This is a genomic window from Microcystis sp. BLCC-F210 (assembly GCF_042134685.1).
Classification (GTDB): domain Bacteria; phylum Cyanobacteriota; class Cyanobacteriia; order Cyanobacteriales; family Microcystaceae; genus Microcystis; species Microcystis aeruginosa_D.
Map to the genome: position 1 here is coordinate 3095588 of NZ_CP169647.1, position 23938 is coordinate 3119525.

At 42.4% G+C, this 23938-nt stretch carries 17 protein-coding genes and 1 pseudogene; 7 read left to right on the forward strand and 11 right to left on the reverse strand.

What is annotated here, in order from left to right:
* Window positions 1–49: 49 nt before the first annotated feature.
* The 3 genes from ACE3JL_RS14815 to ACE3JL_RS14825 all read right to left on the reverse strand — a co-directional run bounded on the left by ACE3JL_RS14815 (window position 50) and on the right by ACE3JL_RS14825 (window position 5125).
* On the reverse strand, window positions 50–2209 hold the full coding sequence (locus ACE3JL_RS14815) for an O-linked N-acetylglucosamine transferase, SPINDLY family protein (protein WP_271988762.1): 2160 nt from the start codon (window positions 2207–2209) through the stop codon (window positions 50–52).
* Window positions 2210–2226: 17 nt separating this feature from the next.
* Window positions 2227–4377 (reverse strand): O-linked N-acetylglucosamine transferase, SPINDLY family protein, encoded by a 2151-nt coding sequence (locus ACE3JL_RS14820; protein WP_375327804.1) that lies wholly within the window; start codon window positions 4375–4377, stop codon window positions 2227–2229.
* A gap of 256 nt (window positions 4378–4633) precedes the next feature.
* Complete coding sequence (locus tag ACE3JL_RS14825; protein WP_375327805.1) at window positions 4634–5125, reverse strand: c-type cytochrome; 492 nt, start codon at window positions 5123–5125, stop codon at window positions 4634–4636.
* A gap of 27 nt (window positions 5126–5152) precedes the next feature.
* On the opposite strand from ACE3JL_RS14825, the gene ACE3JL_RS14830 reads away from it, so the two are divergent.
* Window positions 5153–6214 (forward strand): mechanosensitive ion channel family protein, encoded by a 1062-nt coding sequence (locus ACE3JL_RS14830; RefSeq protein WP_375327806.1) that lies wholly within the window; start codon window positions 5153–5155, stop codon window positions 6212–6214.
* Window positions 6215–6258: 44 nt separating this feature from the next.
* On the opposite strand, the gene ACE3JL_RS14835 is transcribed toward ACE3JL_RS14830, so the two are convergent.
* The 3 genes from ACE3JL_RS14835 to ACE3JL_RS14845 form a co-directional block, all read right to left on the reverse strand.
* Window positions 6259–6939 carry a GerMN domain-containing protein gene (locus tag ACE3JL_RS14835; RefSeq protein WP_271988766.1) on the reverse strand — a complete coding sequence of 227 codons (681 nt, stop codon included), beginning with the start codon at window positions 6937–6939 and terminating at the stop codon, window positions 6259–6261.
* A 202-nt stretch (window positions 6940–7141) separates the two neighbouring features.
* A complete protein-coding gene (locus ACE3JL_RS14840; protein ID WP_375327807.1) occupies window positions 7142–7957 on the reverse strand; it encodes a DUF2993 domain-containing protein in 816 nt (271 codons plus the stop codon).
* Window positions 7958–7964: 7 nt separating this feature from the next.
* Window positions 7965–8207 carry a hypothetical protein gene (locus ACE3JL_RS14845; RefSeq protein ID WP_002763591.1) on the reverse strand — a complete coding sequence of 81 codons (243 nt, stop codon included), beginning with the start codon at window positions 8205–8207 and terminating at the stop codon, window positions 7965–7967.
* 121 nt (window positions 8208–8328) lie between these two features.
* Here ACE3JL_RS14845 and ACE3JL_RS14850 point away from each other — a divergent pair, with 121 nt between their 5' ends.
* Entirely contained in the window at window positions 8329–10293 is a 1965-nt protein-coding gene (locus ACE3JL_RS14850) for a flavin-dependent dehydrogenase (protein ID WP_271988769.1), read from the forward strand.
* 54 nt (window positions 10294–10347) lie between these two features.
* On the opposite strand, the gene ACE3JL_RS14855 is transcribed toward ACE3JL_RS14850, so the two are convergent.
* Complete coding sequence (locus ACE3JL_RS14855; protein ID WP_271988770.1) at window positions 10348–11196, reverse strand: alpha/beta fold hydrolase; 849 nt, start codon at window positions 11194–11196, stop codon at window positions 10348–10350.
* Window positions 11197–11252: 56 nt separating this feature from the next.
* Here ACE3JL_RS14855 and ACE3JL_RS14860 point away from each other — a divergent pair, with 56 nt between their 5' ends.
* Window positions 11253–12152 (forward strand): alpha/beta fold hydrolase, encoded by a 900-nt coding sequence (locus ACE3JL_RS14860; protein ID WP_271988771.1) that lies wholly within the window; start codon window positions 11253–11255, stop codon window positions 12150–12152.
* Window positions 12153–12182: 30 nt separating this feature from the next.
* On the opposite strand, the pseudogene ACE3JL_RS14865 reads toward ACE3JL_RS14860, so the two are convergent.
* The 3 genes and pseudogenes from ACE3JL_RS14865 to ACE3JL_RS14875 form a co-directional block, all read right to left on the reverse strand.
* Window positions 12183–12257: pseudogene (locus ACE3JL_RS14865) on the reverse strand (RNA-guided endonuclease TnpB family protein); the annotation flags it as partial.
* A gap of 5 nt (window positions 12258–12262) precedes the next feature.
* Complete coding sequence (locus tag ACE3JL_RS14870) at window positions 12263–13501, reverse strand: RNA-guided endonuclease InsQ/TnpB family protein (RefSeq protein ID WP_375327808.1); 1239 nt, start codon at window positions 13499–13501, stop codon at window positions 12263–12265.
* Window positions 13473–14066: an IS607 family transposase gene (locus ACE3JL_RS14875; RefSeq protein WP_375327809.1), complete on the reverse strand. Its 594-nt coding sequence runs from the start codon at window positions 14064–14066 to the stop codon at window positions 13473–13475. The genes ACE3JL_RS14870 and ACE3JL_RS14875 overlap by 29 nt, the downstream gene beginning before the upstream one ends.
* Before the next feature lie 671 nt (window positions 14067–14737).
* Here ACE3JL_RS14875 and lipB point away from each other — a divergent pair.
* On the forward strand, window positions 14738–15406 hold the full coding sequence (gene lipB, locus ACE3JL_RS14880; RefSeq protein ID WP_375327810.1) for a lipoyl(octanoyl) transferase LipB: 669 nt from the start codon (window positions 14738–14740) through the stop codon (window positions 15404–15406).
* 1 nt (window position 15407) lies between these two features.
* Window positions 15408–16673 (forward strand): pentapeptide repeat-containing protein, encoded by a 1266-nt coding sequence (locus ACE3JL_RS14885; protein ID WP_375327811.1) that lies wholly within the window; start codon window positions 15408–15410, stop codon window positions 16671–16673.
* Window positions 16674–16970: 297 nt separating this feature from the next.
* Here the strand turns inward: ACE3JL_RS14885 and lpxD are convergent, their stop codons facing one another.
* On the reverse strand, window positions 16971–18002 hold the full coding sequence (gene lpxD / locus ACE3JL_RS14890; RefSeq protein ID WP_375327812.1) for a UDP-3-O-(3-hydroxymyristoyl)glucosamine N-acyltransferase: 1032 nt from the start codon (window positions 18000–18002) through the stop codon (window positions 16971–16973).
* Window positions 18003–18628: 626 nt separating this feature from the next.
* Here lpxD and ACE3JL_RS14895 point away from each other — a divergent pair.
* Together ACE3JL_RS14895 and ACE3JL_RS14900 are read left to right on the forward strand one after the other, a co-directional pair.
* Window positions 18629–18859, forward strand: a complete 231-nt coding sequence (locus ACE3JL_RS14895) for a hypothetical protein (protein ID WP_150977158.1) — start codon at window positions 18629–18631, stop codon at window positions 18857–18859.
* Window positions 18860–18980: 121 nt separating this feature from the next.
* Window positions 18981–23930 (forward strand): amino acid adenylation domain-containing protein, encoded by a 4950-nt coding sequence (locus ACE3JL_RS14900; RefSeq protein WP_375327813.1) that lies wholly within the window; start codon window positions 18981–18983, stop codon window positions 23928–23930.
* Window positions 23931–23938 lie beyond the last annotated feature (8 nt).

Sequence of the window (23938 nt, forward strand, 5' to 3'; positions counted from 1 at the left end):
TGTTTAACTAGGTTTGTATGTCTGGCTGCGATTGCATGGTTTTTATCTGCTAAGATTGACAATAAATATTCCACATTTGCCAATAAGCAGTTTCTAAATTTCTGGTAAATTGTTTGGTATTCCAGAGGGGAGATGTATGACGGGACTTTCGGAGTTTCCATCGGATTTCTTCTCTCAAATTTTTATCTAATCCTAACTTAATTCCCCACTGCACATATTCCTCATCACTCCAAGCTATACCCTCGGTTATTCCCGCATTCATCATTAAAGTATAACCGTTGCGTGATGACCATTGTTGCCCGACTTTAACCACGAGAGGAATTCCCATCCAGAGGGTTTCTAGGGTGGTTGTACCACCGTTAAAGGGATAGGTGTCTAAAACCACATCAGCGATGGCTAAATTTGCCCTGTAGGTTTCCGTCTGATAGAGAGGAAGCATCTTGATTCGATTAGTTTCTACCCCAACTTCTGCGGCAATTTGACAGAGCAAATCCCAGAGGGAATTATCATCAGCAACTCCTTGAATCAGGAAATAACTATTGGGGACGGATTTGATGATTTGCATTTGTAAGCGAATCATCGCTGGATTACGCTTAATTGCTGTTTGAGAACTTAGGTAAATAATGGCATCGTTATCAATATCTAAATCTTCTCTTCGCAGGGTAGGAATGTCTATTTCAAAACCATCCACAGCGACAAAAGCATCTGGTAAGCGCCAGATTTTTTCTTGATAATATTCTTGGGCATTTTCTGGCAATACATAAGGATCTGCTAAAAGATAATCCACTGCGGGTAAACCGGAACCATCAAAACCTAACCAGTTAACTTGAATAGGAGCAGGTTTAAGGGCAATAACTTGGACAACCATTGGTCCAGTACCACTATCTAAGTCCACAAGGATATCGATATTATCTTCTTTAATTTTGCGGTAAGTTGCCAGGGAATCAGCAGTAGCATGATAGATTTTATTTAGGGGATTAGAAAACCATTGTTTCGTTATTTCATCCACGGATTGACTTACCATATAAAGGTGAATATCAAACTGTTCACGATTGTGATAATTAATAGTCCAACGACTCAATAAACCGACGGGATGACGTTTTAATGTTTGGGCAATGTAACCAATTTTCAGTTTTTTATTGGGATTGCATTGTTTGAGTTTGTCAAATTTTTCTTCCTGAAAACCTAGCATTTCTCTGTAGGTTTCTTGAAAAAAACTGCCAATCTGATTTAAAAGCGGTCGATTCTCTTTTGGGTTATCTTCATAGTAAGAAATTGGATTCATAACTGTTAGTAAAGCTTCCCGAACTAAGGGATGTATATCTTGGGGCTTTTTTTCTAAAAATTCTTTAATTAAGTGTTTATACTCTTGACAAATACTAGGAATGTCACTCCATTTTGAGGCTCGTAAAGAACCACTAAAGAGAAGAGATTGACTAAACATTTCTAAATCAATTGTTTGGCTTTTATTTTTAAATTCTTTGATAAGATGTATCCCTCTTGGGTAGTTAGGGACAGAGACATAAAACCAAAATAAATTAGCTATTAAGTACAAATTTCCGGGATAAAGGGGAAGAAAAGCTTCCGCTAAGTCAACGGAATAAATAGGTTGATATTTCTCAAAAGCAAAGTATCGGGTAACGGTGATGACGTGATTAAGTAGTTCTGGAGAATTGCCAAGATAGGGTAAACTTAACCGGACTAATTCTATAGTATATTCATGAGCGTAAGGTATAACGGCAATTACTACCCGTTCCAATAATTGAGAGTTAACTGAACCCTGGGTAATTAACTCTAGTATTTGCCATTCTTGCAGTTGTTGAGGATCAAATCTATTTAATTTGATTTCAACGAGAGTTAAATGCAGTAAATTATCCAGATAACTGGGATTAATTTCCTGTAGATGTTTACGAATTAACCAACTAACTTCTAGATTTTCTAACTCTAATTGTCGGTTAGCTTCGGTAGTTAAAATATTGCTTAATTCTAGCAGCCATGACTCGGTTTCTTGTTCATCTCCTTGAGTGAAGACAAATAACCAAGTAGCTTGTGCTTCTTCTTCTCTTTCTTGCAAAAGATAGGATAATCCTAAATACCAATAATAACTAATTTCTGTGGTTTCTCTTTCTATCAGTTGTTCGTAAAACTGACTAACAATATCGTATTGATTGTTTTCTAAAGCGGTTGTAACTTCATTTTGCCAAGACATGGTTTAATTCTCCCTGATTAACTTTCACAATAGATTTGCCACATTTGACGATAGGCATTTTCCACATTTTTAGTAAACTGACGTGCATTCCAAATCGGTGAAGTTTTTCTAGATTCATCTAATTTAGCGATAACCTTGCGTCTCAACTGTTCATCCTTACCTAACTTAATTCCCCAATCAATATACTCCTCATCACTCCAAGCAATACCCTCACTAATTCCCGCATTAACCATTAAAGTATAACTATTTCTCGATGACCATTGTTGACCAACTTTTGTCACCAAAGGAATCCCCATCCACAGCACATCTAAAGTTGTCATTCCTCCCGTGAAAGGATAGGTATCTAAAACCACATCAGCTATCCTTAAATTTGCTCGATAAATTCCTGTGGGATAGAGAGGAAACATTTTTAATCTCTCATAATTAACTCCTTCTTCCTCAGCAACTTTGAAAAATAATTTTTCTACTGATTTAGCATCACTTAACCCTTGAATACTCAAATAACTATTAGGAACTGCTTTTAAAATTTGTAGCTGAAGTCGAATAGTTTCAGGGTTACGTTTTACCCCCGTTTGTACGGTTAAGTAATTAATCGCATCCTCTGGAATCCCTAAATCATCCCTTCGGAGAGAAGGATAAGCAACCTCGACACCATCCACAGAAATATAGGAATTAGGTAAGCGCCAAATTTTTTCTCGGTAGTATTCCTGTGCATCTGCTGGTAAAACGTAATTATCAGCAAGATAGTAATCAATTGCTGGAATTCCCGAAGCATCAAAACCTAACCAAGTCACTTGTATTGGTGCGGGTTTTAGTGCCATGACTTGACAGGTAGTATTATTAGTGATGCTGTCTAAATCTACCAAAATATCAATGTTATCTTGATTAATTTTTTCAGCAATTAGCACTGGGTTAACAGGTAAATTATAGCAGGCATTTACCTGATTTCTAAAACTATTTTCAGTGATCAGGTCTTCTTTTTGAGATACTAGATATAAAGATACATGAAACTGGTTATAGTCATGATACTTCATTAACCATCTAGAGATCAATCCGATAGAATGATTATATAAAGTATGGGCAATATAGCCAATTTTAAGAACTTTATTGGCATCTTTAATAGTAGATTTTTGCGAAAAATGACAGTTAGAATTATTACGAATATATTCCTGAAAAATTTGACCAACAAAATTACTAATATAACGGTTTTTTATCGGGTTATCTTCTAGGTAAGCTAGAGGGGATAAAACTGTTAGGTATGGTTTATTCAATAACCTTGGACATTCTCGATTAGCGATACTTGTTTGCAAGGATTCTGCATATTCTTCAATGTCTATCTGAATATCAATCCAATTACCACTAAATAATTTTACATAAAGAGCAATATAATCAGCGACAGCTTGAGAAGGCAAATCTTGACAACTTGTTTTTAATTGATTAGCTACTTGGATAGCAGCAGCAAAATCTCGATTATCAAAATAACATTTATAAAGTTCAGCTAACAGATAAATTTGCTCTGGTTCTACTGCTAAACAAGTATTAATAATATCAATAGCCAATGGTTTATTATTGATGACTAGAGGAAGTACTTTAGCTTCTACTACTTTGATGAAAGTTTGTCGCTGACAGTGAGATTGAAGAATTGCTTCCAAGTAGGGAACGGTTTCTGGTATCTGAGAATCGAGAAATTTTTCTAAAACTTCTACTAATAAACTTAACTCTAGATTTTGGCAATTATTTGTTTTTAACACATCAATAAATAACCAAGCTTCTAACTGCTCTTTCTCGAAATAATTCAAATCAATTGCCAATAAAATAAACCGCAGTAAATTATCAACATTATCGGGACTAATCTCGCGAATATGTCCTCGAATTAACCAACTGGTTTCTAAATTGCCTAAATCTAGTTGTCTGCGCGCTTCCCCATCCAAAATATTGACTAAATCTGCTATCCAAACAAGAATTTCCTGTTCATCCCCTTGACTGAGGACGAATAACCATGTGGTTTGCGCTTCTTCTTCCCTAGCTTCTAAAAGATAAGCTAATCCTAAATGCCAATAATGGCTAATTTCTAAGGGGTCTTTTTCTATTAATTCTTGATAAAATTGGCTAACTTGCCAGAAATCTCCTTGAATAATCGCCGGTTCAACTTGGGAATGCCAAGACATAAGTATTTATCGTTGAGTGTTTCTACTAGCGTACCCAAATAGAAGCAAAATTTTTCTATATAAGTAAAATTTATCAATCGGTCAGGGGTCGGGTTTTGGGTTGGTCACTGTCTGCGTTTTTGGGGGGGGTGTTAGGGTTTTAGTGGAAATTCCCCCACTTCCCACGTCCCCACATCCCCACGTCCCCCATTCCCCCACTTCCCACTCTCTACCCAGCTTCAACGCATCCTAGCTTATCATCAACGTCAGCCAAGAGTCATTTTTTTGAAAGATTTTCTAAATAAACCAATAAATCGGCCATAGCTTGAGTATCAGGCTGAAATTTGGGCATTGGCGGGGTTTTACCGCTAATTACCTGTTCAATCAGACTAATTCTCGATTTGCGATGGCAAACGTCCTCTAAACTCGGTCCGACGATACCATCAGCAAACTGGCCATGACAAGCAGCACAGTTAATCTGAAAGATTTCGTAACCGCGACTGACATTACCTTGTCGGGATAAAACCTCTTTAATGTAGGGATCCGACATCTTAGCCAGATGAAAAGCGATTAAAAAGGTGCTAATCAGCAATAAAACCACGATTATAACCATTAAAAATCGATAAAGCCCGAATTTTGGTTTAACTAACTGACTATTCACAAAAGCTGCCGAAGAAAAGATGAGTTCCTCTTTACATTTTGCAACTTTTTGCCCCAAAATTCCACCGCCGCTACTAGAGATAGAGAAATGGGGAATAATATAAGGCAAAGTGCATCTTTTTCTAACCCTCTAGCAATGAACCTATTAACCAGACTGGAAGATTGGCCCTATATTATTCTACCCATCACCATCGTCCTCAGTTTCCTGCTGTTGGGATGGTTCGTAGAAAAGCGCGTTGTCAGTCAACTTTTATCGATTGCCAGAGAAAAAAACCTGCGTTTCTCGGAAGGGATTTTACGTTCCCTTCGTGGATTAAGCATACTTTGGTTCGGACTTTTGGGGTTAAATATTGCCCTCTCTCTTCCCAATCTTCCCCTTTTTCCCTACTTGATTCTCCTCAGCAAAAAATTGCTGCTAGTGACTTTTTTAGCTTCGGCTACTTGGGCTATTGCTCAATTATCTGTGGAAATATTACGATTTTATACCACGGGAGATGATGGCATTTCTTCCCTAACTTCCCTATTTGAATTTCTCGCCAAAGTTCTGATTTTTAGCTGCGGTTTTTTGCTGATTTTAAGCTCGATTGGTATTTCGATCACTCCCATGCTAACTGCCTTTGGTATTGGGGGTGTTTCCCTTGGTTTAGCTCTCCAAAATACCCTAGCTAATTTAATGTCAGGAATTAATATTATCACTTCTAAAAAAGTTAGACCGGGAGATTATATTGAACTGAAAACGGGAGAAGCTGGTTATGTGCGAGATGTGGATTTAAGATGCACCGTAGTTGAAGAAATTACCAATAATCTTTTGGTCATTCCCAATGCTCAGATCATTTCTTCTAGTTTCCGTAACTATAGTTTACCGGATAACTCCCTACTGGTTCCTGTGGAAGTGGGCATTAGTTACGATAGTGACTTAGAAAAAGTCGAAAAAGTTACCCTAGAAGTTATGCAAGAAATCGCCCAGTTATTGCAACCTCACCTCGGTAACTATAAACCCTTGATCCTCTATCGTAAATTTGATTACTATAGCATTGTGCTAACAGTTTATCTCAAGGTGATAGAAGAAGAATTTTTTCAACATCTCACCATTAAACACGAATTTATTAAACTCCTACACCGACGCTATCAGCAAGAAGGAATTAAAATTCCCTATCCAATTCTTTTTCCCTATCCCCCCAGTAATCCCCCTAGTTAACCTCAATTTGCTATCGCAACCAACAGTTGAAATGTGCGAACAACTTATAGTTGATAATTCTCCTCAAAAAACTTACGAGTCATCGGTTGGGCAACTTCAATACCGTGGCCTTCTCCTAATAATTTTAGGGGTTTTCCTTCCACTTGAATCCAGACTTTGGCATTCGGATCCTCGGTAGTAGTAGTATAGATGATTTGTGCCAAACGACCGATCAACATATCAGGACCATCATCATTGCCAAACTCCCCCGAGAGATTAATCTTAATTCCCGTTTTATCTACTTTTAAATCCAGTAATTTAGTCCCAGGGGGAATAGTAGTCATATCCTGATGATTACTTGGACCGGCTAATAAAATCTTCAATACTGCTGTTAACTCTCGGTCGTCGCTATTCGCTTTTTGAACGGTAATTTCTTGGGTGACTAATTGATTACCCGTATCAGTCACTTTTAACCAAAAAACCTGTCGAGTTTCCCTAACAGGAATAGCTGCAGGAGTTGCTGTCGGACTTGTCTTCACTAGACCGGGAGAAACCGGTTTCACAATTGGTGATTGACTTATCGGCGCCGGAGTAGGAGATTCAATCGGGTTTTCGCTGGTTTTCTGGGGGGAAGATAGGTGATGGACGGCAAACCAAGCAGCAGCCCCACCAGCAGTAAATAAAGCGAGGCCAATACCAATTATCCAAGGTAAAGAGATTTTATCACTAGAGCGAGAACTAGGCATAATTCAGTTATCAGTTATCAGTTACCAGTTATCAGTTATCAGTTATCAGTTACCAGTTATCAGTTATCAGTTACCAGTTATCAGTTATCAGTTATCAGTTATCAGTCGAACGCTTTTATTCTCCCCATCTCCCCATCTCCCCACTTCATAATTCATAATTCATAATTCATAATTCCGATCTCCTCTTTTCTGACCGTTAAATTTAATTGGGGTTCCCCGATCGAGGTTCAATGCTGCCAAAGGCGGCTATACTCAGCTTATCATCGTCGATCTGCAATTGGAGAAGGCGGGCGATAATTCCTTGTTTCTCGAAGTTTTTTAAATCTAACTGGGTGGATATACCCTCAGCAAACCCCTTGAGAAGGCGAGAGGAGATGCGACGACCATTAAGAGTAGCTGTGGGGTCAATAAGCTCGATTTTTCGCCCCTGCACTAGCTTAAATCCCACTTCTAAGCTAAGATCAAGGGTGGCTGCTGGTTCGTCCGGCCGTTGAGTCTCTAGCTGCAGGCTGAGAGCGACGCGATTATTATTAAGAAAATTAAAATTTGCTTGACTAAGTTGATATTTTGTGCTGCCAAATTCTTCCCTAGAGGGAATCAGATTATTAATCAGGGTCTGAATTTGTTCTTTGACCGCTGCCGATTGTAAAGCTTGATTAACATTAGTTTCCGTGAGGACAAGATGCAAAGCTCCCGCAGCCGGTCGGCGCAGTGCGGCGGTTAAACTGCTGTTTTTTTGCTGTAATCGCCGCAAATCGAGGCTAATTGGCTCAGTTTCTAGCTCGATCTTCTCAATGCGAACACCAGCAAGGGGATAAATTCCCCGTGCAGAAATGCGAACTCGATCGATTTTGCCTTGCAGAACCTGATAATTGGGAGTATTATCGACTCTCACGGCTAATTGTTCCACTTTTTGGACTTGGGAGCGAAGGGTATGGGCTAAAACCGTATCAATAATTGCCCCTGCGGGAGTTAACAGGGTCAAAACACTAGCGAGAGTGATTGTTAGCCATTCCATCGCTCAATTACACCCATCCAGCTAAATTTTGCCAAGCATTAGTCAAAAGCTGACTTAACCAACGTCGTTGCACTTGATCTAAAATCGGGTCTTCTGCGAGAATTTCTTCAGTCAGATCATCGAGAGATTGACCCTGAGCGCGGGCCATTCTAATAATCCCCGCAATCACGGCAGCGATCATCTCTTCATCGACGGGACGCTGTCGGAGGGCGGCAATTTCTTCGGGGGTGGTCGGGATGGGATAATTCATAATCAGAGGGGGTAGGCTGTGTATTAATCTGGGTATGTAAAGTTTTTTAAACTTTTTTCAGAAAACTTTTTGTGTAGTCTAGCGTAATCAGACGATTTTTGGGTTTAACAACTAAATCAAGATGAAAGAAATACTTTACAGAGAAATTCCGACTCCTGACTCGATCGCCGTTTGTCAGTGGTTACAATCCGATTGGCAGCCCGGAAGCGGTGTTAAGACAAATACACCTAACGGGGTGAGATTGCGCTTATCGGAGGCGATCGAATTGTCGATTTTTGTCTGGACGCTGCAACGGACTACTTATTTAAAAGTTTTCCGCTGGGGTGCGCGATCGCATGATCAAGAAATATTCCTGACTCGGCAGCTCGATCGAGCTTTACAAAAGCGTTTTCCGCCGCAGTATAACACGATACCAAATATCGATCAAAAAAATCACTCAATTTTTACAGATTTAGAAGCGGACTATCCCCTAACGGTTCACTACTTCCGCAAAATGCCCCAAGGGGAGGCAGACTTAGCACGCTTGTACTGGTGGGAAAAACGTTGGCGCGACAGTGCCAAAAATCCCCAACAACCGCAGCCGGTAATTTTCTCTAGTAGTGAGGAAAATGATCATCCCATCACCTACGACTTAATTTACATTGGTGGTGCCTTGGGGGCAATTCATGCGGCACAGATGGCCAAATTAGGTTATCGAGTCCTCTTAGTAGAAAGACTGCCTTTCGGACGGATGAATCGGGAATGGAATATCTCTCGCTCGGAGTTTCAAAGTTTAATTAATTTAGGCCTATTTACGGACGAAGAATTCGAGGAATTAATCTTCCAAGAATACATCGATGGCTTTAATAAATTTTTTGATGGCAATAATCCCCCCCATCTGAAAGCCAAAATTCTCCATACTCCCACGGTTTTAAATATCGCCATTAATTCCGAAAAATTGCTGCAATCCTGCGCTAAAAAGATATATGATCATGGCGGTAAAATTCTTGATCAAACGGAATTTATTAAGGCTGATATTACCGCTAATAGTGTTACTGTCACCCTTAATCATGGTGGAGAAATTCAACAAATAAAAGGCCGTTTATTAATTGATGCTATGGGTTCTGCTTCCCCCATTGCTTGGCAATTAAACGGGGTGCGTGCCTTTGATAGTGTCTGTCCGACGGTGGGAGCAGTAGTAGAAGGATTCGATCCGGTGGTGTGGGATTCTCACTATGGTGATGTCTTAAATTCCCATGGCGATATTTCTAGAGGTAGGCAATTAATTTGGGAATTATTTCCGGGGGAAGGAAAAGAATTAACCTTTTATCTATTTCACTATCATCAAGTCCATCCCGATAACCCCGGTTCTCTGTTAGAAATGTACGAAGATTTCTTTACTATTCTGCCCGAATATCGACAGTGTGATCCAGAAAAATTAACCTGGAAAAAACCCACCTTTGGTTATATCCCGGGGCATTTTAGCGCAGGAAAAAAAGACCGAATTGTCTCCTTTAATCGCATTTTAGCCATCGGTGATGCCGCCTCCCTGCAATCACCCTTAATTTTTACTGGTTTCGGTTCTTTGGTGCGTAATTTAGAGCGCTTAACCCATCTTTTGGATACGGCATTAAAACACGATTTACTAACAGCTAAAGACTTAGAAAATGTGCGAGCTTATCAAAGTAATGTGGCGGTAACTTGGTTATTTTCTAAAGGAATGATGGTTCCCACGGGAAAAACTTTACCACCCCAGAGAATTAACGCCATGTTAAACACATTTTTCGGTTTATTGGCCGACGAACCGCCGGAGGTTTCCGAAACCTTTATTAAGGATAAAACCGATTGGTTGACCTTTAGCCGTTTAGCAATTAAAGCGGCCAGAAAAAACCCCACTTTACTGTTATGGATAGCAGAAATGGCCGGTAGTCAGGATTTAATTCGCTGGTTGGGTTCCTATCTCGATTTTAGCCTTGATGGAGTCAAAAATCTGCTTTTTGCTGGTTGGTTTCCCCAATGGTTAAAAAACTCCCAAATCTGGCTAGAAAAAGACAATCCTCGTCTATGGTTAAAGCTATTAAGTTTTAATTATGGCTTAAGAAATTAGAGGATATTTATCAAGTGTTAAATAGGGTTGGCTGAATAAAAGTATCATTCAGTATTAAATATTGTCATTTTCCTGAAGAGATAAAAACTCAGCCACCACTTGATTAAAAGTTTCAGGTTCGCCTAAAAATGCCCAATGATTACCCGGTATCTTTTTAATCTCCAGAGAGGTTAAATACTTTTTATAGGATTGAATTTGCCAAGCAGTGCGATTTAATCCCTGTTGGGGGAGGATTAATAAGCTGGGAATATCTAAAGTTTTAGTTAATCCAGCAAACCCCATTACATCCTCAAAAATTTCCTCGCGTGCCGATAAATTGAATTTACTACTCCAACTGCCATCAACTTTTTGTTCGATGGCATTTTTAAACACCTCTTGCTGTAGATTTGACCAACCTTTATATTGTTTTAATTGACGAGCGATCGCTTCTATGTCCTGATAACTATCAAAGGAGCGAGTAATCTTTAAAAAGGGCAAAACTTGATAGAGAATTGGAAAAGTTATCCTAATCCAACTAGGCATTTTATCGATAAAAAAGGGATCAACTAAAATTAGACTCTTAAATACTTCTGGCTGTTCAGTTGCCCAAATTGCAGCTATTTTAGCACTCCAAGAATGACCTAAAATAGCTGCTTTTGTCCAACCTAAATGATTAATTAAAGCCCTTAAATCGCCGATATAATCCTGAAAGTGATAACCAGTTGGCGGTTTACCGCTTTCCCCATGTCCTCGCAAATCTGGCGCAATAACTTGATAATTTGAGCTTAAATAATCACCCAAACTTGACCAAACCAAAGCATGATCCGCCATGCCGTGCAATAATAATAGAGGCATACCTCGATCGCTCCATTGCAAATAGGAAATTTCCATCGAGTTCTCGGTAAAAGTCTGGCGTTGTGGCATAAATTCTCGGCTGATTTTTACTATAATTTATCTATCACTTAATAAAACTTCATACAATGGTACTACAATCTCCGATCACTGGGACTAGCTTAGAACAATTGTCTTGGACATGGCAAGGTCACACCATCCCCTACACCGTGCGGGGAGAAGGACAACCCCTAGTATTAATTCACGGTTTTGGTGCATCTATCGGTCATTGGCGCAAAAATATCCCCGTTTTAGCGGAAAATGGCTATCAAGTCTATGCCCTAGATCTCTTGGGATTTGGGGGTGCGGATAAGCCCGCTTTAGATTATGGTCTCAACCTTTGGCAGCGGCAAATACAAGACTTTTGGCAAGAAAAAATCGCAAAACCGACCGTATTTATCGGTAATTCCATCGGGGGACTGATTACCTTAATGCTGATGGCAGAATCTCCTGAAATCACTGCTGGAGGAGTAATTATTAACTGTGCTGGAGGATTGAACCATCGTCCCGAAGAATTAAATTTCCCCTTGCGTTTAATCATGGCTGCCTTTACCGGTTTAGTTAGTTCTCCCGTGACAGGAAAGTTTATTTTTGAACAGGTAAGACAGAAAAATCGCATCCGTAACACCTTAAAACAGGTTTATCGCGACCATACCGCGATCACCGAGGAATTAGTCGAAATTCTCTATCAACCTTCCTGTGACGCGGGTGCGTGGAGAGTGTTTGCATCGGTGTTGACAGCACCCCCTGGACTATCTCCCCAGGAATTATTGCCGCAAATCGATCGCCCTTTATTGGTACTCTGGGGAGAGGATGACCCTTGGACACCGATCGCCGGTTCGGTAATTTACCAAGAAAGAGCTAAAATGGGAAATAATACCCAATTTTACCCGATCGCTAAAGCTGGTCACTGTCCCCACGATGAACATCCTAAAAAAGTTAATCAATTAATTTTGAGTTGGTTGTCGGAATTGACTCTCCCCCGCTAACCGCTCGCGCGGTGTAGGGGGGGATTCTCGTTTATCGACCTTAAGATCATATTTTCCCCGTTTCCAAACGACAAACGGTAGTATCTCGTTAATAAAACTACCCATAGTTACTAATTCTGTCCGCAAATATTGCATCTAGAATTAGCTTTGTACGCTTTGACCCGTACTGGGTTAACTACGAACCTCTCTATCGGATTCCCGCTAAAGGCGGCCTCTCCGACTACCTTTCTTCCAATATTTAAGGAACCATTAATATCTGCTCCATAGAAATAACCCGACGAGCTTCTGAATAGTCCTCTTTTAATTCTCTTGCCTAAATAGCTTTTTTGCTTTTGAATAGACTCTAAGTCCAAGAAACTACATTTAGAGGTATAGCTTTCATTAGTTGTTTTGACCTCTATTCCTACTAAATTTGCTTTATAGGTAAGTTGTTCGATAAACCTTGAATGAGGAATATTTACAAATGACTGGTTATTTCTATCTCCAATATTAATGTTTTGTTTCCAGCCTTGATTATGACCAATAACTAAAAGGTTAATTTGATGAGCTAGTAATTTATCAATAATATATTTACTAGCGGTGTGGAGGTAATAATCCACCTGGCAATTACGCTTTAAAGTTAAACCTTGTATTCTTTTACTGGTCTTCTGGAGACTGGGTAATTCCGATTTGAGTTTAGCTAGTGTCTTGTTGTACTTTTGATTGCAGGATTTTAAGGCTTTTCCACATACTAAAGTTGGCTGAAATTCGGGAATATTAGAGGTAACAGCAGCTAGGTTATTTAAGCCTAAATCGATAAAAGCATATCTTTCTCCCTCTTGACTTGATGAGGATGGTTGTTCATAGACAATCTCTAAACAATAAACACCCAATTTAGGAATAATCCTGACCTCTAAGACTTCCTTTAAATTAGTTTTAAATTCTAAATTAGTCCCTGATAGCTTGATTAAACCTTGCTTCAACGCTTTTTTAGAAATGGCTTGATAGTTATAAGTTAAAACGTTTCTACCTTTTTTCTTGTCTTTGTATCTTGGCAACTTAGGCTCTCCTGTAAATTTATCTGGCGATTTTTTGTATTGTTCTTTCGCTTTTTGATAGGATTTAAAGGTTTTTTCTACTTGCTTTAATACTAACTGACTTACTTTGGCGGGTAAGGCTTGATAATCTGGACTCATTTTTAAGGCATGATGTAACTCAGTCATTGTTAAAAATGGTTGATGTGAAAAGAAAACTTGACGGTTTAAATAAACAGCACAATTATAGAGATTCTTCGATAAAAATCCTAATTTATCAATGACTGAATAATTTTTGTGATTAAATTTAATTAGATGTTTTTGAACTAATTTCATCATTCTCCTCAAGGCATTTAATTAAACATTCTATCTTTCTATTTCGTCGTCTTAATGAGTATAATCGAGCGCAAAATGAGGTAATTATACTCACGAAGTCTTGCATTAAATCGTCTTTTCTTTCTTCTGCTAGATTAACGACCTCTAGATCTCTATTTGTTTGAGTTAAAAGAACTTTCAGATAATTAAACCCTACTCTGCTTAAACGATCTTTGTGTTCTACGACAATCAAATTATAATCAGTTTGTTCTAGAAGTTTTAATAATAGCTTTCGATGCTCATTGACTCCACTTCCTACTTCTTTAACTACTCGAACAATTTGATAGCCTTTCGCCATACAATAAGCTTCCAATCTTTTTGCCTGAGTCTCTAAGTTAGATTTATTTTCTGAACTAGAAACTCGCGCATAAATAGCTACTTTATTTTCACCGCAAGAACGGTCATCTTCAAAAATAATAATTGTTCCTGTAGGAAGACGTTCTCCTTGTAACTGCCCTCGATTCCACATTCTCCAAGCAGTGTCATAACTGATCCCTTTTTTCTTAGCATAATCTGATAGTTTCATGTGAACTGCAACGTAAACTTGTACTAACCATATTAGCAGTTGTTTGCAGTCATTTGCATATATTTTTTACAAAACTTTACAATACTAAATCCAGTTATTAATAACTGGATTTAGTTTCAATCCCTATTAGGGTTTAAGATTAATTGCAACGGGTGGGGTAGGGCTGATTCATGAATTAGCTCTACGAGTTTCAATCCCTATGGTTCTTCGGTTTGTCTTATGCAATGGACGGGGGTTATAAGGGATGGAACCCTTATATAGGGTTGGCTGAATAAATGTGAAATATAGACGAGGTAAGGGTTTTAGGTTTCTGTTTCGCTCCCACAGATGCAAGATTTTGAGAGAATCGTCGTTCAAAACCTTGCGTTTTCATCGGCCCGCGTCCTGTAGGGGCGAAGTATTCGGGCAATAACCTATCGCTGAAACCGGAGATTTTCTATCCGAATGCTTCGCCCGTACTTTTTGCCGCAAACCCCATATAGAAGGGCATTTGGCGATTTTTGTCAACTGTCTTCGATCTAAAGCCAACTAATCAATTAAGTCTCTTGCCAGATAAGGATTTAGTCGATTTATGCCACCCTATAGAACCATATCAAGTCCCGAAGAGCCCTTTTAATTTTCTTGGGTGATCTTTCACCTTTCCTAAATAATTTGACCAATCATATCTCTCGATGAATGCTCAAAAAATACCTCGTCTCTGTGGGCTAAAAATTCAGGCAATTACTCCCTATTCTTGCGCTTGGTTGTACCAGCGATCGCTGGTAGAGGCAAGAATTGCCGATCCCGACTTACCTGATGTGCTGCTGCTACTGGAACATCCCCCCGTTTACACCCTCGGTACCGGTTCAGATATTAAGTTTATTAAATTTAATCTTGACAAAACCGACAAAGAAGTGTACCGAATCGAGCGAGGAGGCGAAGTCACCTATCACTGTCCGGGGCAGTTAGTGGGCTATCCGATCCTCAATTTGCGCTATTATCAGCAGGATTTACACTGGTATTTGCGACAATTGGAAGAAGTCATCCTGCAAACTATCGCTATTTATGGATTGTCGGGGCAAAGAATCGGGGGTTTGACGGGGGTATGGGTAGAAGGGTATAAAATAGCGGCGATCGGTATTAAAGTTAGTCGTTGGATTACCTATCATGGTTTTGCCCTCAATGTTTGTCCAGATTTAAGCGGGTTTGCCGAGATTATTCCCTGTGGGATTGCTAATAAACCCGTGGGCAGTTTACAGCAGTTTCTGCCTAATATTAGTCTTATGCAAGTACAGCAAGATTTATCGAGAGTTTTCGCCTCAGTTTTCGGTGTGGAATTATTTTCTCTTGACAAGGATTAATATGAGCGATCGCAAAGACCCAGAAAAACTCGCCCCAGAAAATAGGACTGATAACCCCGAAAATAACAACAGTAAAGCTGGTTTATCGGCCCCCGATGCTTCCGAATACGTCTCCTCCTTATCTTCCCGTAATCCTGTGCGTCAGCGCATCCTACTCTTAAAAGACCTTCGACCGGGTAACGCAGGGTTACTACTGGCCCCCCTGATGGTGATGACCATCGGCTTGGTCTTTAGCTGGGACTGGTTAGGCTTTTCTGGGGCGATAGTAGCGATATTAATATCTTTACAGGTGATTTTACCCTCTATTCGCCAGTGGATCGCCCATTATCTCACCCCCTCTGAACGTCAGACCGTTTTCGCTTTTATAGTTTTTATAGCTGCTCTGGCCGGATTAGGGAAATACTTAGGAGTTTACAATCGCATATTGCGATGGTTAGAGAGTTTTAAATACGATGAGTTCGGTTCCTGGGCCGAGTGGGTGGGGGCCTTGGGACAGATTATGATCGCCGTGTTAGCCGTCTATGTGGCCTGGGAACAGTACGTTATCTCTAAGGATTTAACCATACAGCAAAATCGCATTACCCAACAACAGACGATCGATTCCTATTTTCAAGGGATTTCCGATTTAGCCTTAGATGAGGAGGGATTTTTAGAAGATTGGCCCCAGGAAAGAGCGATCGCAGAAGGTCGCACCGCTTCCATTCTCAGCAGTGTCGATGCCTCTGGAAAAGCGAAAATACTGCGTTTTTTGAGTCAATCGCGACTATTATCACCGATTAAACGCGATCGTTATCTGGGAAGACCGATTCTAGACGGGGAAGGGGGTTATGCAGAGGACAGAGAGTTCGGTACAAGAGTAGTACAGTTGGGGGTAATGTTAGCGGGATCCGACATTTCTGGACAGGATCTGCGCTGGACGGATTTAAGCGAAGCGAATATGGTGCGGGCCGATTTAAGTTATGGCGATTTGGTGAAAGCAAATGTATCGCGGACAATTCTCTACGAAGCTAATTTAAGAGGGGCAGATATCAAAGGGATGCGTTTATTTTATGGTTCCCTAGAAAATGCTACCCCCCGCAGTCGTACTGTTCCCCCCAATTATGACAGCGGAGAACACACGGGAGCAGTGGTAGAAAATGTCAATTTCACCGGGGTGAAAAACATGAGCGAGGAACAACGCCACTATTGTTGTCGTTGGTGCGGGGAAAAGTCCCGCGCAACTATTCCGGGAGGATGTGGTGATATTGCCAATCTTTTGGGCCGATAAGACACCTCTTATAAAAATCAAAAATTTTCGCAGTTAGTCAGGAGTCAAGAACCTGACCCCTGACTTGAAAGAGGGTGTGGGGTTTTACCGGTTTTGAGGTGGCCAATTACCTAATTTTCAGGAAAAAAGCCCCTCAATTTTCCCCCTGATCACTCCCATGCCTGGTACTTTTTGATTGACAAAAAGTCTAAAAGTCTTACCCAACAAGGTTTTTATCATTATTCAGCCAGCCCTAAATAAAAATAATCTCCTGAATCCTGACTCCTGACTGCTGCAATACGGCTATTTTTTCAACGGCTATTTTTTCAACTGCTTAACCGCTTGATAGATTTCGGGTAAACGCTTGTAAGCGGCTGCTGCCTTGAGGAATAGTTTATGGGGGATAGCAGGAGAGCCGGAAACCATTTCTCCTGCACCAATATCGTTGTGAATGCCAGCCTGAGCGGTTGCGATCGCACCATCTCCGATCGCTGCTTGATTGGCAATGCCCACCTGTCCTGCTAAAATAACGCGATTACCCACTTTTACGCCCCCTGCCATGCCTACCTGTCCTGCTAGGGCGCAAGCTTGGCCAATTTGGCAATTATGGGCAATATGGACAAGATTATCGATCTTAGTCTGGCTACCAATGCGGGTTTCTCCCACTGCCGGACGATCCACGGCACTATTACAGCCAATTTCTACCCCATCTTCTAGGACTACGATACCCGATTGTTCCATCTTAAACCAGCCTTCGGGAACTGGCACAAAACCGAAGCCCTCCGCACCAATAACAGCGCCACTGTGGATAACGCAATCATTGCCGATTTCTACCCGTTCATGGATGGTACAGTTAGCGTGGAGAATTGTGCGATCACCAATATGCACCCCAGGGTAAATAACGGCGTTAGGATGAATGCACACCCCATCACCGAGGGTAACATTCGCTTCCACCACAGCATGGGCCCCGATGGCCACTTTATGACCGATTTTAACCGATGGATGCACCACGGCGGTGGCGTGAATGTAGGGTTGAGGCTGAAAGGGTTGATAGAATAATTTGATGGCGTGGGCGAATAAAAGTCGGGGATTGGCACTAGCTAACCAAGCGATGCCCCGTTCGTCGGCCTGTTGTTGTAAATTGGCATCTAGGGGCAGAATTAGGGCAGTAGCCTCAGTTTTGACCACAAAGGCAGCAAATTTTCCCCCTTCGATATAGCTGATGGTATCAACTAGGGCGGTTTCGATGGGAGTTATGGCTTTAATTTGGGGATTTCTGTCGGGATAGGCAGTTAAACTGTGAGCAGAGACTAAATGGCTTAATTTTTGGGCAATTTCACTAAATTTCATAGATATATATTGCGATCAAGATAGGGCTTATCCTAGGATAGTTTAAAACTATACCGATAATCTTGTCGTTATTATAGTCAAAAAAGTTGCTGGTTTTTTAGGGAATAATCCCTGTTTTCCATTTCCATAAAGCCGATCTCGATCTAGATCGGTTTTGGGGATAAGTTTGCTCTCTCCAAAACCGATTGGTTTTAGTTTTTACCCCTCGATCGAGTTGATAAAATTGACCCGAACAGTATTAAGCTGATCAGAGTTGATGCTTCGGGAACTGTTTGAAAATCTAGGTTAAAAATTCCTGACTCTCCTTCGGAATCTTCATCGGTTATGGTAATTGAAGATACAACAGACCGCTATTTTTTAATCAAGAGGGAAAAGATAGATGCGCCAAAACTGCTTGCATGTTGATTTAGCATAAAGAGTAACAAAGAGCCGACATCGCTAATTTATCTACTTAATCATCTTTTCCCTGAGTATGGCATAGTTTTTAAAAAATGTGAGTTGTATTCTTGAGGTCGGGAGTCGGGAGAGCCGTTCCTTTTGTTGCAAATTGTTACAATTGGTTACAGCACACATTTGACACCACCAACAGGTGCTACACTAGGGGAGCCGTTCAACCCCAAAAAACAATGACTACTGCAACCAATCCGACCACTGGAAAGACCCTTTCTCGTTGCAAGATCATCCTCGACCATTTTCCTGATTTAGATCCTAAAATTCGCGAGGAAATTTATGACGCATTTATCCGGGCTAAAGCCGACGGGCAAACCCAGGCAGAAGTCTTTGAAATGTTCGCCACTAAGTATAACCAAAGCCCCGAACTCAAGGCTCAAATCCAGAAAGTTATGGATGAAAATTAATTGCTGAGATCTTCCTACACCGTATGCGTCAGCATACAGTGTGGGAAGATCTCAGCTTTTGCCAAGTTCCGTTAATTTTAACTCTCGCGCTCTAACTCAAAGGTGACCGTGAGTCCCCATCTTGGGGGAATTTCTGTCAAAGTTCTTGATTAAAATGGTATCCAAGACAAACATACTAGATCTCTGTGATCGTGCTTCATTTATGCACAGAGAAAAGATAGCAGTCGTTTGCGGATCGACGATCCTACGATATTCGGATATCAACCGATTATCATCCATATTATCAGCGTCTCTTCTCAAACTTGGAGCGAGAAAGGGTGATCGGGTTGCTCTCTGGATGAATAAAGGCATAAATCTTCCCATCGGTGTGCTGGGAATTCTCAGAGCGGGCTGCACTTTTATAATCATATCGGAGCGAGAGCCAGTTGAGCGTGTTATGCTTATGCTCAAGCAGGCGGATTGCAAATTTGTTCTCTGTACACAAAATAATATTAACCAACTTCCCATAATTCAAACAAAAGCTTTTGTAATTGATCAGCTTTTGTCCGTCGATAACGAGCCAGAAACATCACAGACATTGTTTCTAGACAGAAAAGATGACGATATTGCCTACATTATTTTTACATCAGGATCAACTGGCAAACCCAAACCTGTAGTTATTAGCGACTCGGCTCTGACCCACTATATAAAATGGTTTGCCCACCGACTTCGGCAAGAAGCCGATCTGATTGATTTGCCCCTTTCATCTTCTCCTTGTTTTGCCGCAGGAATCTCCCAGCTTTTCGCCCCCCTAGTGCTAGGCCGAACACTTCACATTCTTCAAGATGAAATCGTTAAAGACCCGCCAAAGCTCTTTGAATGGTATCGTTTGAATCCTAGTTTCGGACTATATTGCGTCCCCACCTTATGGCGAGAATTCCTGAACTTCGCCGAACGACAGCATGAGTTAGGTTACAATTTAACTCCGCCGCGAGGGGTGTTTCTCTCCGGTGAGGCGGCCAGCGTGGAAGACTTATCGAGAGCGCTCAATCTCTGGCCTTGGCTCCGCCTCTGGAATCTTTATGGGCCAACGGAGTATGTTGCTAACGCCAGTGCTGGCGAATTAATTTCTGGACAAACTGTGAGCCTCGGACATCCGATTGATGAGACCGAGTTATTGCTACTCAACGAGCGCCAGCAATTAGTCAATCCGGGCGAAAGTGGTGAGATTTGGCTCAGCGGACCTGGATTAGCCAACGGCTATCTAAACGATCCCGATCAAACTGCCGAGCGGTTTGTGGAAAACCCATGGCGGCGAGGACAACGGATGTTCCGTACCGGCGACTATGGAATTCTAGGTGATGACGGTTTTGTCCACTTCTTGGGACGACAGGATTCTCAGATCAAAGTGCGGGGTCATCGAGTCCAGTTAGAGGAGATTGAGGCAGTGATCTCAGCCCATCCCCTTGTGCAGCAGGCCGCAGTGAGACAATTCGAGCCAGCATCAGCGATCGCTGCTTACATAGCAATCAAGCCTAAAGTAACCTTGGAGCCAAGTGAGCTTAAGACTTATATTCAGGCTAGGCTACCTGATTATATGATGCCTGGTAGTATTACTCTAATGGATCGGCTTCCTCAACTAGCAAACGGAAAAATTGATCGAAACTTCCTCCCGCGTCCAAGTAGCGAAAGGGGTGAGCTTAGTTATAAATATGTTCCACCTGAAGACCCTCTGGAAGCCCACATCATCAGGATATGGGAACGGGTGCTTAGGATACAAGGTGTGGGGGCTAACGATGACTTTTTCGATCTGGGAGGAAACTCTCTCCGAGCGATTGCGGCGATCGCCCTGATTCGGGATGAACTTAAGTACGACATCTCGCCGACTGAATTCTTCAGTTACTCTACTCCCAAAAAACTCGCAAAAGTTACCCGTAATCCTGTTCAATTAACGGCTCCGAGGCCGACAAATGAAGTGCGTTGTCACGAAAACCAAGAAGCATTATGGTTACTCCATAATGCCTTTCCCAGTTCACGCGCTTACAATCTGCAATTCACAATTAGCTTTGAGGGGCCGCTTAACGTAGATGCCCTGGAAAAAGCGATAAATCTTACCGTGACTAGACATGATTCCCTGCGGTGTGTATTTGTCGGGGTCAAGGAACCAGAGTTAGTCATTGAATCGCCACAGTGGATACCCCTGCCAATCCTTGATCTCCAAGAAGAGCAATCCTTCATCGCCCTTCAACAACTAGAGCGAAAACAGCGTTTGGCTCTAGAAGCAAGGCCACCTGTGCGCTTCAAGCTTTGTCGGCTCAATGAATTGTTACACAAACTGTTAGTGACAGTTCACCACATCATCTTTGATGGGGAGTCGGTATTGCTGTTCTTTGAAGAACTAATAGACAATTATACCAGTAGCAGCGGCGACCCTAAGACCGAGCCTCCTGGGGCAAATCATTTCAGCGACTGGCTCAACCGCCATCATGGGAGAATGATGTCGGCTCAACGGGAAATTGCCCTTGACTTTTGGCGGGAACGTCTGCAAGGAACCCCACATCTGCGAGGAGTCCCCAGCGATTATCCGCGCTCCCCTCAGCCGAATTTTAGTGCATCTGTTCTCCATCAAACCCTTGCTGGTCCTCTGGTGGCAAGGCTCAAAGAAATTGCCAAAGAAGAGCGTTCAACCCTATTTATGGTAATGTTCGCTGGCTTTGCCATGGTGCTGGCGCAGTACACCAATCAGCAGGATGTATTGGTTGGTGTACCAGTGGCTAATCGAGGTCAAGCCGACACCCAGAAAACAATTGGCTATCTGGCCAACCTGATGGTTTTGCGTTGCCAAGTCGAACCAAATCTCACTTTTCGTGAATTTCTACATGAAGTTCGTGACATCACACTTGCCGCCCTCAACCATCAATGGCTACCTTTCGACACCCTGGTTCGTTCCCTGCCCAACGAGCGCCGAATTGGCAGCAATCCCTGGGTTAGTGTGAGTTTTGCACTGCACGAAGTGGCCGTGCCGCGGCTCATAGATGCAAATCTACTGGCCAAAGTGCAAGAAGAACCAGCCGCAGGCAGCAAATATGACTTTTCCCTAGAAAACTTTATCAGCGAAAACAGCATCGAACAGCGCTTGACCTATAACAAAGCACTTTTCGCAGAAGGCACGATGGCCAGATTGCAACAATCCTATATTGAACTGCTGGGACTAATCGCCGCTGATCCGAAAGATAAACTCGACCAATATCTGCCCTTATCTCCTGAAACGGCTCGAGAAATTACCGAGGATTGGAATGCCACGGAAGTCTCAATACCTGAAGACATTGGCATACACCGACTGGTGGAACTCAGTTGCCAACTCAGACCAGCAGCAGTGGCCGTGCGGGACACAAGCCAAACCCTCAGCTATGAAAATCTGGAACATCGCGCCAATCAGTTGGCACACTACCTGAAGCTCCTGGGAGCAGACATGGGTAGCAAAATCGGCATCCAGTTGGAGCCTTCGGCAGAGATGATTATTGCGATTCTGGCCGTATGGAAATTAGGAGCAGCTTATGTGCCACTCGATGCTGCCTATCCCCCCGAGCGGGTGAACTACATGATAGAAGACTCAGATATTGAGATTCTTCTCAGTGACGGACCTTTGCGCCTGAAGCACCAATCCCGTACTAGGCAGGTATTACTTAGGGATGAACAGGAGCTAATCGAGTCCATGCCGGGGGATAGCAGCATCAGCGTAGCCGTTGCGCCTGAGGCACTGGCGTACATTATTTACACATCAGGTTCAACAGGTAAGCCCAAGGGCGTTTGCGTTACTCACCGTGGGGTAGGGAATTATTTACTGTGGATGGCCCGCACCTTTCCTCTCGGTAGCGAAGACAGAGTATTGAACAAAACCTCAATCAATTTCGATATCTCAGTCTGGGAAATGTTATTACCGCTGGTGGTTGGGGCGCAGTTAGTGGTGGCAAGCCGTTGCGACATTAAAGACCCCGAATCCCTAGCATCCCTGATCCGCAATCAAGGAGTGACACAGATCCAATTCGTCCCTTCGGCTTTGCGAGCATTTGTCGATGCTGGAGTGCTAGGCAAATGCCCAACCCTACGACGAATCTTCGCTGGCGGGGAAGCTTTGCCTCTACGACTACAGCAGGATGTCTTCGCCACTTTCACTGGGGAGTTGCACAATCTTTACGGGCCCACCGAGGCCTCAATCTATTCATGTCACTGGATATGTCGGCGTGAGGAACCACTAAGAACAGTACCAATCGGCGGACCAATTAGCAACACTCAGATTCACATTCTCGATGCAGAGATGCGTCCGGTGCCACCGGGGGTTGCAGGGGAAATATATATCGGAGGCTTTGGCGTTGCCCAAGGGTATCACAACCAACCAGACCTGACATCGCGAGCCTTTGTCCCAGACACTTTCGCCCCTGAAACCGGCCGTCTTCTCTTCAAGACAGGCGATCAAGCCCGCCGCCTGGAAGCAGGAAGAATCGAGTATTTGGGCAGAAGTGACAAGCAAGTGAAGGTGCGAGGTCATCGCATTGAACTCGGAGACATCGAACAAAATCTGGCCACCCATCCAGACGTAGGCCATGTCCATGTCATCGTGCGCGAAGAGAATTCTGATGATATTCGTACCGTCGCTTATTTAACCAGCGCACCGGGCTCCCATCTCAACGAAGAGGAATTGAGAACCTATTTGCGCGCCAGACTACCTGAGTTTATGATTCCTCAACGATTCATGATTCTTTCGGAGTTGCCCCTGCTGCCAAACAACAAGATCAACCTTGCCGCCTTACCACAGCCCCAGCCGACTAAGAGGCGCGTAGCCAGTCTGAAGACAAAAACCCATAAGGAAGCAGCACTCACTTCGATCTGGGAGAAACTGCTGCAAACTACGCCGATTGGACCTGAAGACAATTTCTTCGATCTGGGCGGCCACTCACTTTTACTGGCAAGGCTTAGCCGTGAGATCAAAGAGCAAATGGGGGCATCAGTGACCATTGTCGATCTCTTCCGCTACCCGACAATTGCCGCAATGGCTCAACACCTCTCCCGTGTACAAACCCAGAAGCATTGAAACTCCCG

Excerpts from the sequence above, each read along its gene's own strand:
- ACE3JL_RS14815 (WP_271988762.1), bottom strand. The coding sequence starts at position 2,209 with ATGTCTTGGCAAAATGAAGTTACAACCGCTTTAGAAAACAATCAATAC.
- ACE3JL_RS14820 (WP_375327804.1), bottom strand. The coding sequence starts at position 4,377 with ATGTCTTGGCATTCCCAAGTTGAACCGGCGATTATTCAAGGAGATTTC.
- ACE3JL_RS14830 (WP_375327806.1), top strand. The coding sequence starts at position 5,153 with ATGAACCTATTAACCAGACTGGAAGATTGGCCCTATATTATTCTACCC.
- ACE3JL_RS14835 (WP_271988766.1), bottom strand. The coding sequence starts at position 6,939 with ATGCCTAGTTCTCGCTCTAGTGATAAAATCTCTTTACCTTGGATAATT.
- ACE3JL_RS14840 (WP_375327807.1), bottom strand. The coding sequence starts at position 7,957 with ATGGAATGGCTAACAATCACTCTCGCTAGTGTTTTGACCCTGTTAACT.
- ACE3JL_RS14845 (WP_002763591.1), bottom strand. The coding sequence starts at position 8,207 with ATGAATTATCCCATCCCGACCACCCCCGAAGAAATTGCCGCCCTCCGA.
- ACE3JL_RS14850 (WP_271988769.1), top strand. The coding sequence starts at position 8,329 with ATGAAAGAAATACTTTACAGAGAAATTCCGACTCCTGACTCGATCGCC.
- ACE3JL_RS14855 (WP_271988770.1), bottom strand. The coding sequence starts at position 11,196 with ATGCCACAACGCCAGACTTTTACCGAGAACTCGATGGAAATTTCCTAT.
- ACE3JL_RS14860 (WP_271988771.1), top strand. The coding sequence starts at position 11,253 with ATGGTACTACAATCTCCGATCACTGGGACTAGCTTAGAACAATTGTCT.
- ACE3JL_RS14870 (WP_375327808.1), bottom strand. The coding sequence starts at position 13,501 with ATGAAATTAGTTCAAAAACATCTAATTAAATTTAATCACAAAAATTAT.
- ACE3JL_RS14875 (WP_375327809.1), bottom strand. The coding sequence starts at position 14,066 with ATGAAACTATCAGATTATGCTAAGAAAAAAGGGATCAGTTATGACACT.
- lipB (WP_375327810.1), top strand. The coding sequence starts at position 14,738 with ATGAATGCTCAAAAAATACCTCGTCTCTGTGGGCTAAAAATTCAGGCA.
- ACE3JL_RS14885 (WP_375327811.1), top strand. The coding sequence starts at position 15,408 with ATGAGCGATCGCAAAGACCCAGAAAAACTCGCCCCAGAAAATAGGACT.
- lpxD (WP_375327812.1), bottom strand. The coding sequence starts at position 18,002 with ATGAAATTTAGTGAAATTGCCCAAAAATTAAGCCATTTAGTCTCTGCT.
- ACE3JL_RS14895 (WP_150977158.1), top strand. The coding sequence starts at position 18,629 with ATGACTACTGCAACCAATCCGACCACTGGAAAGACCCTTTCTCGTTGC.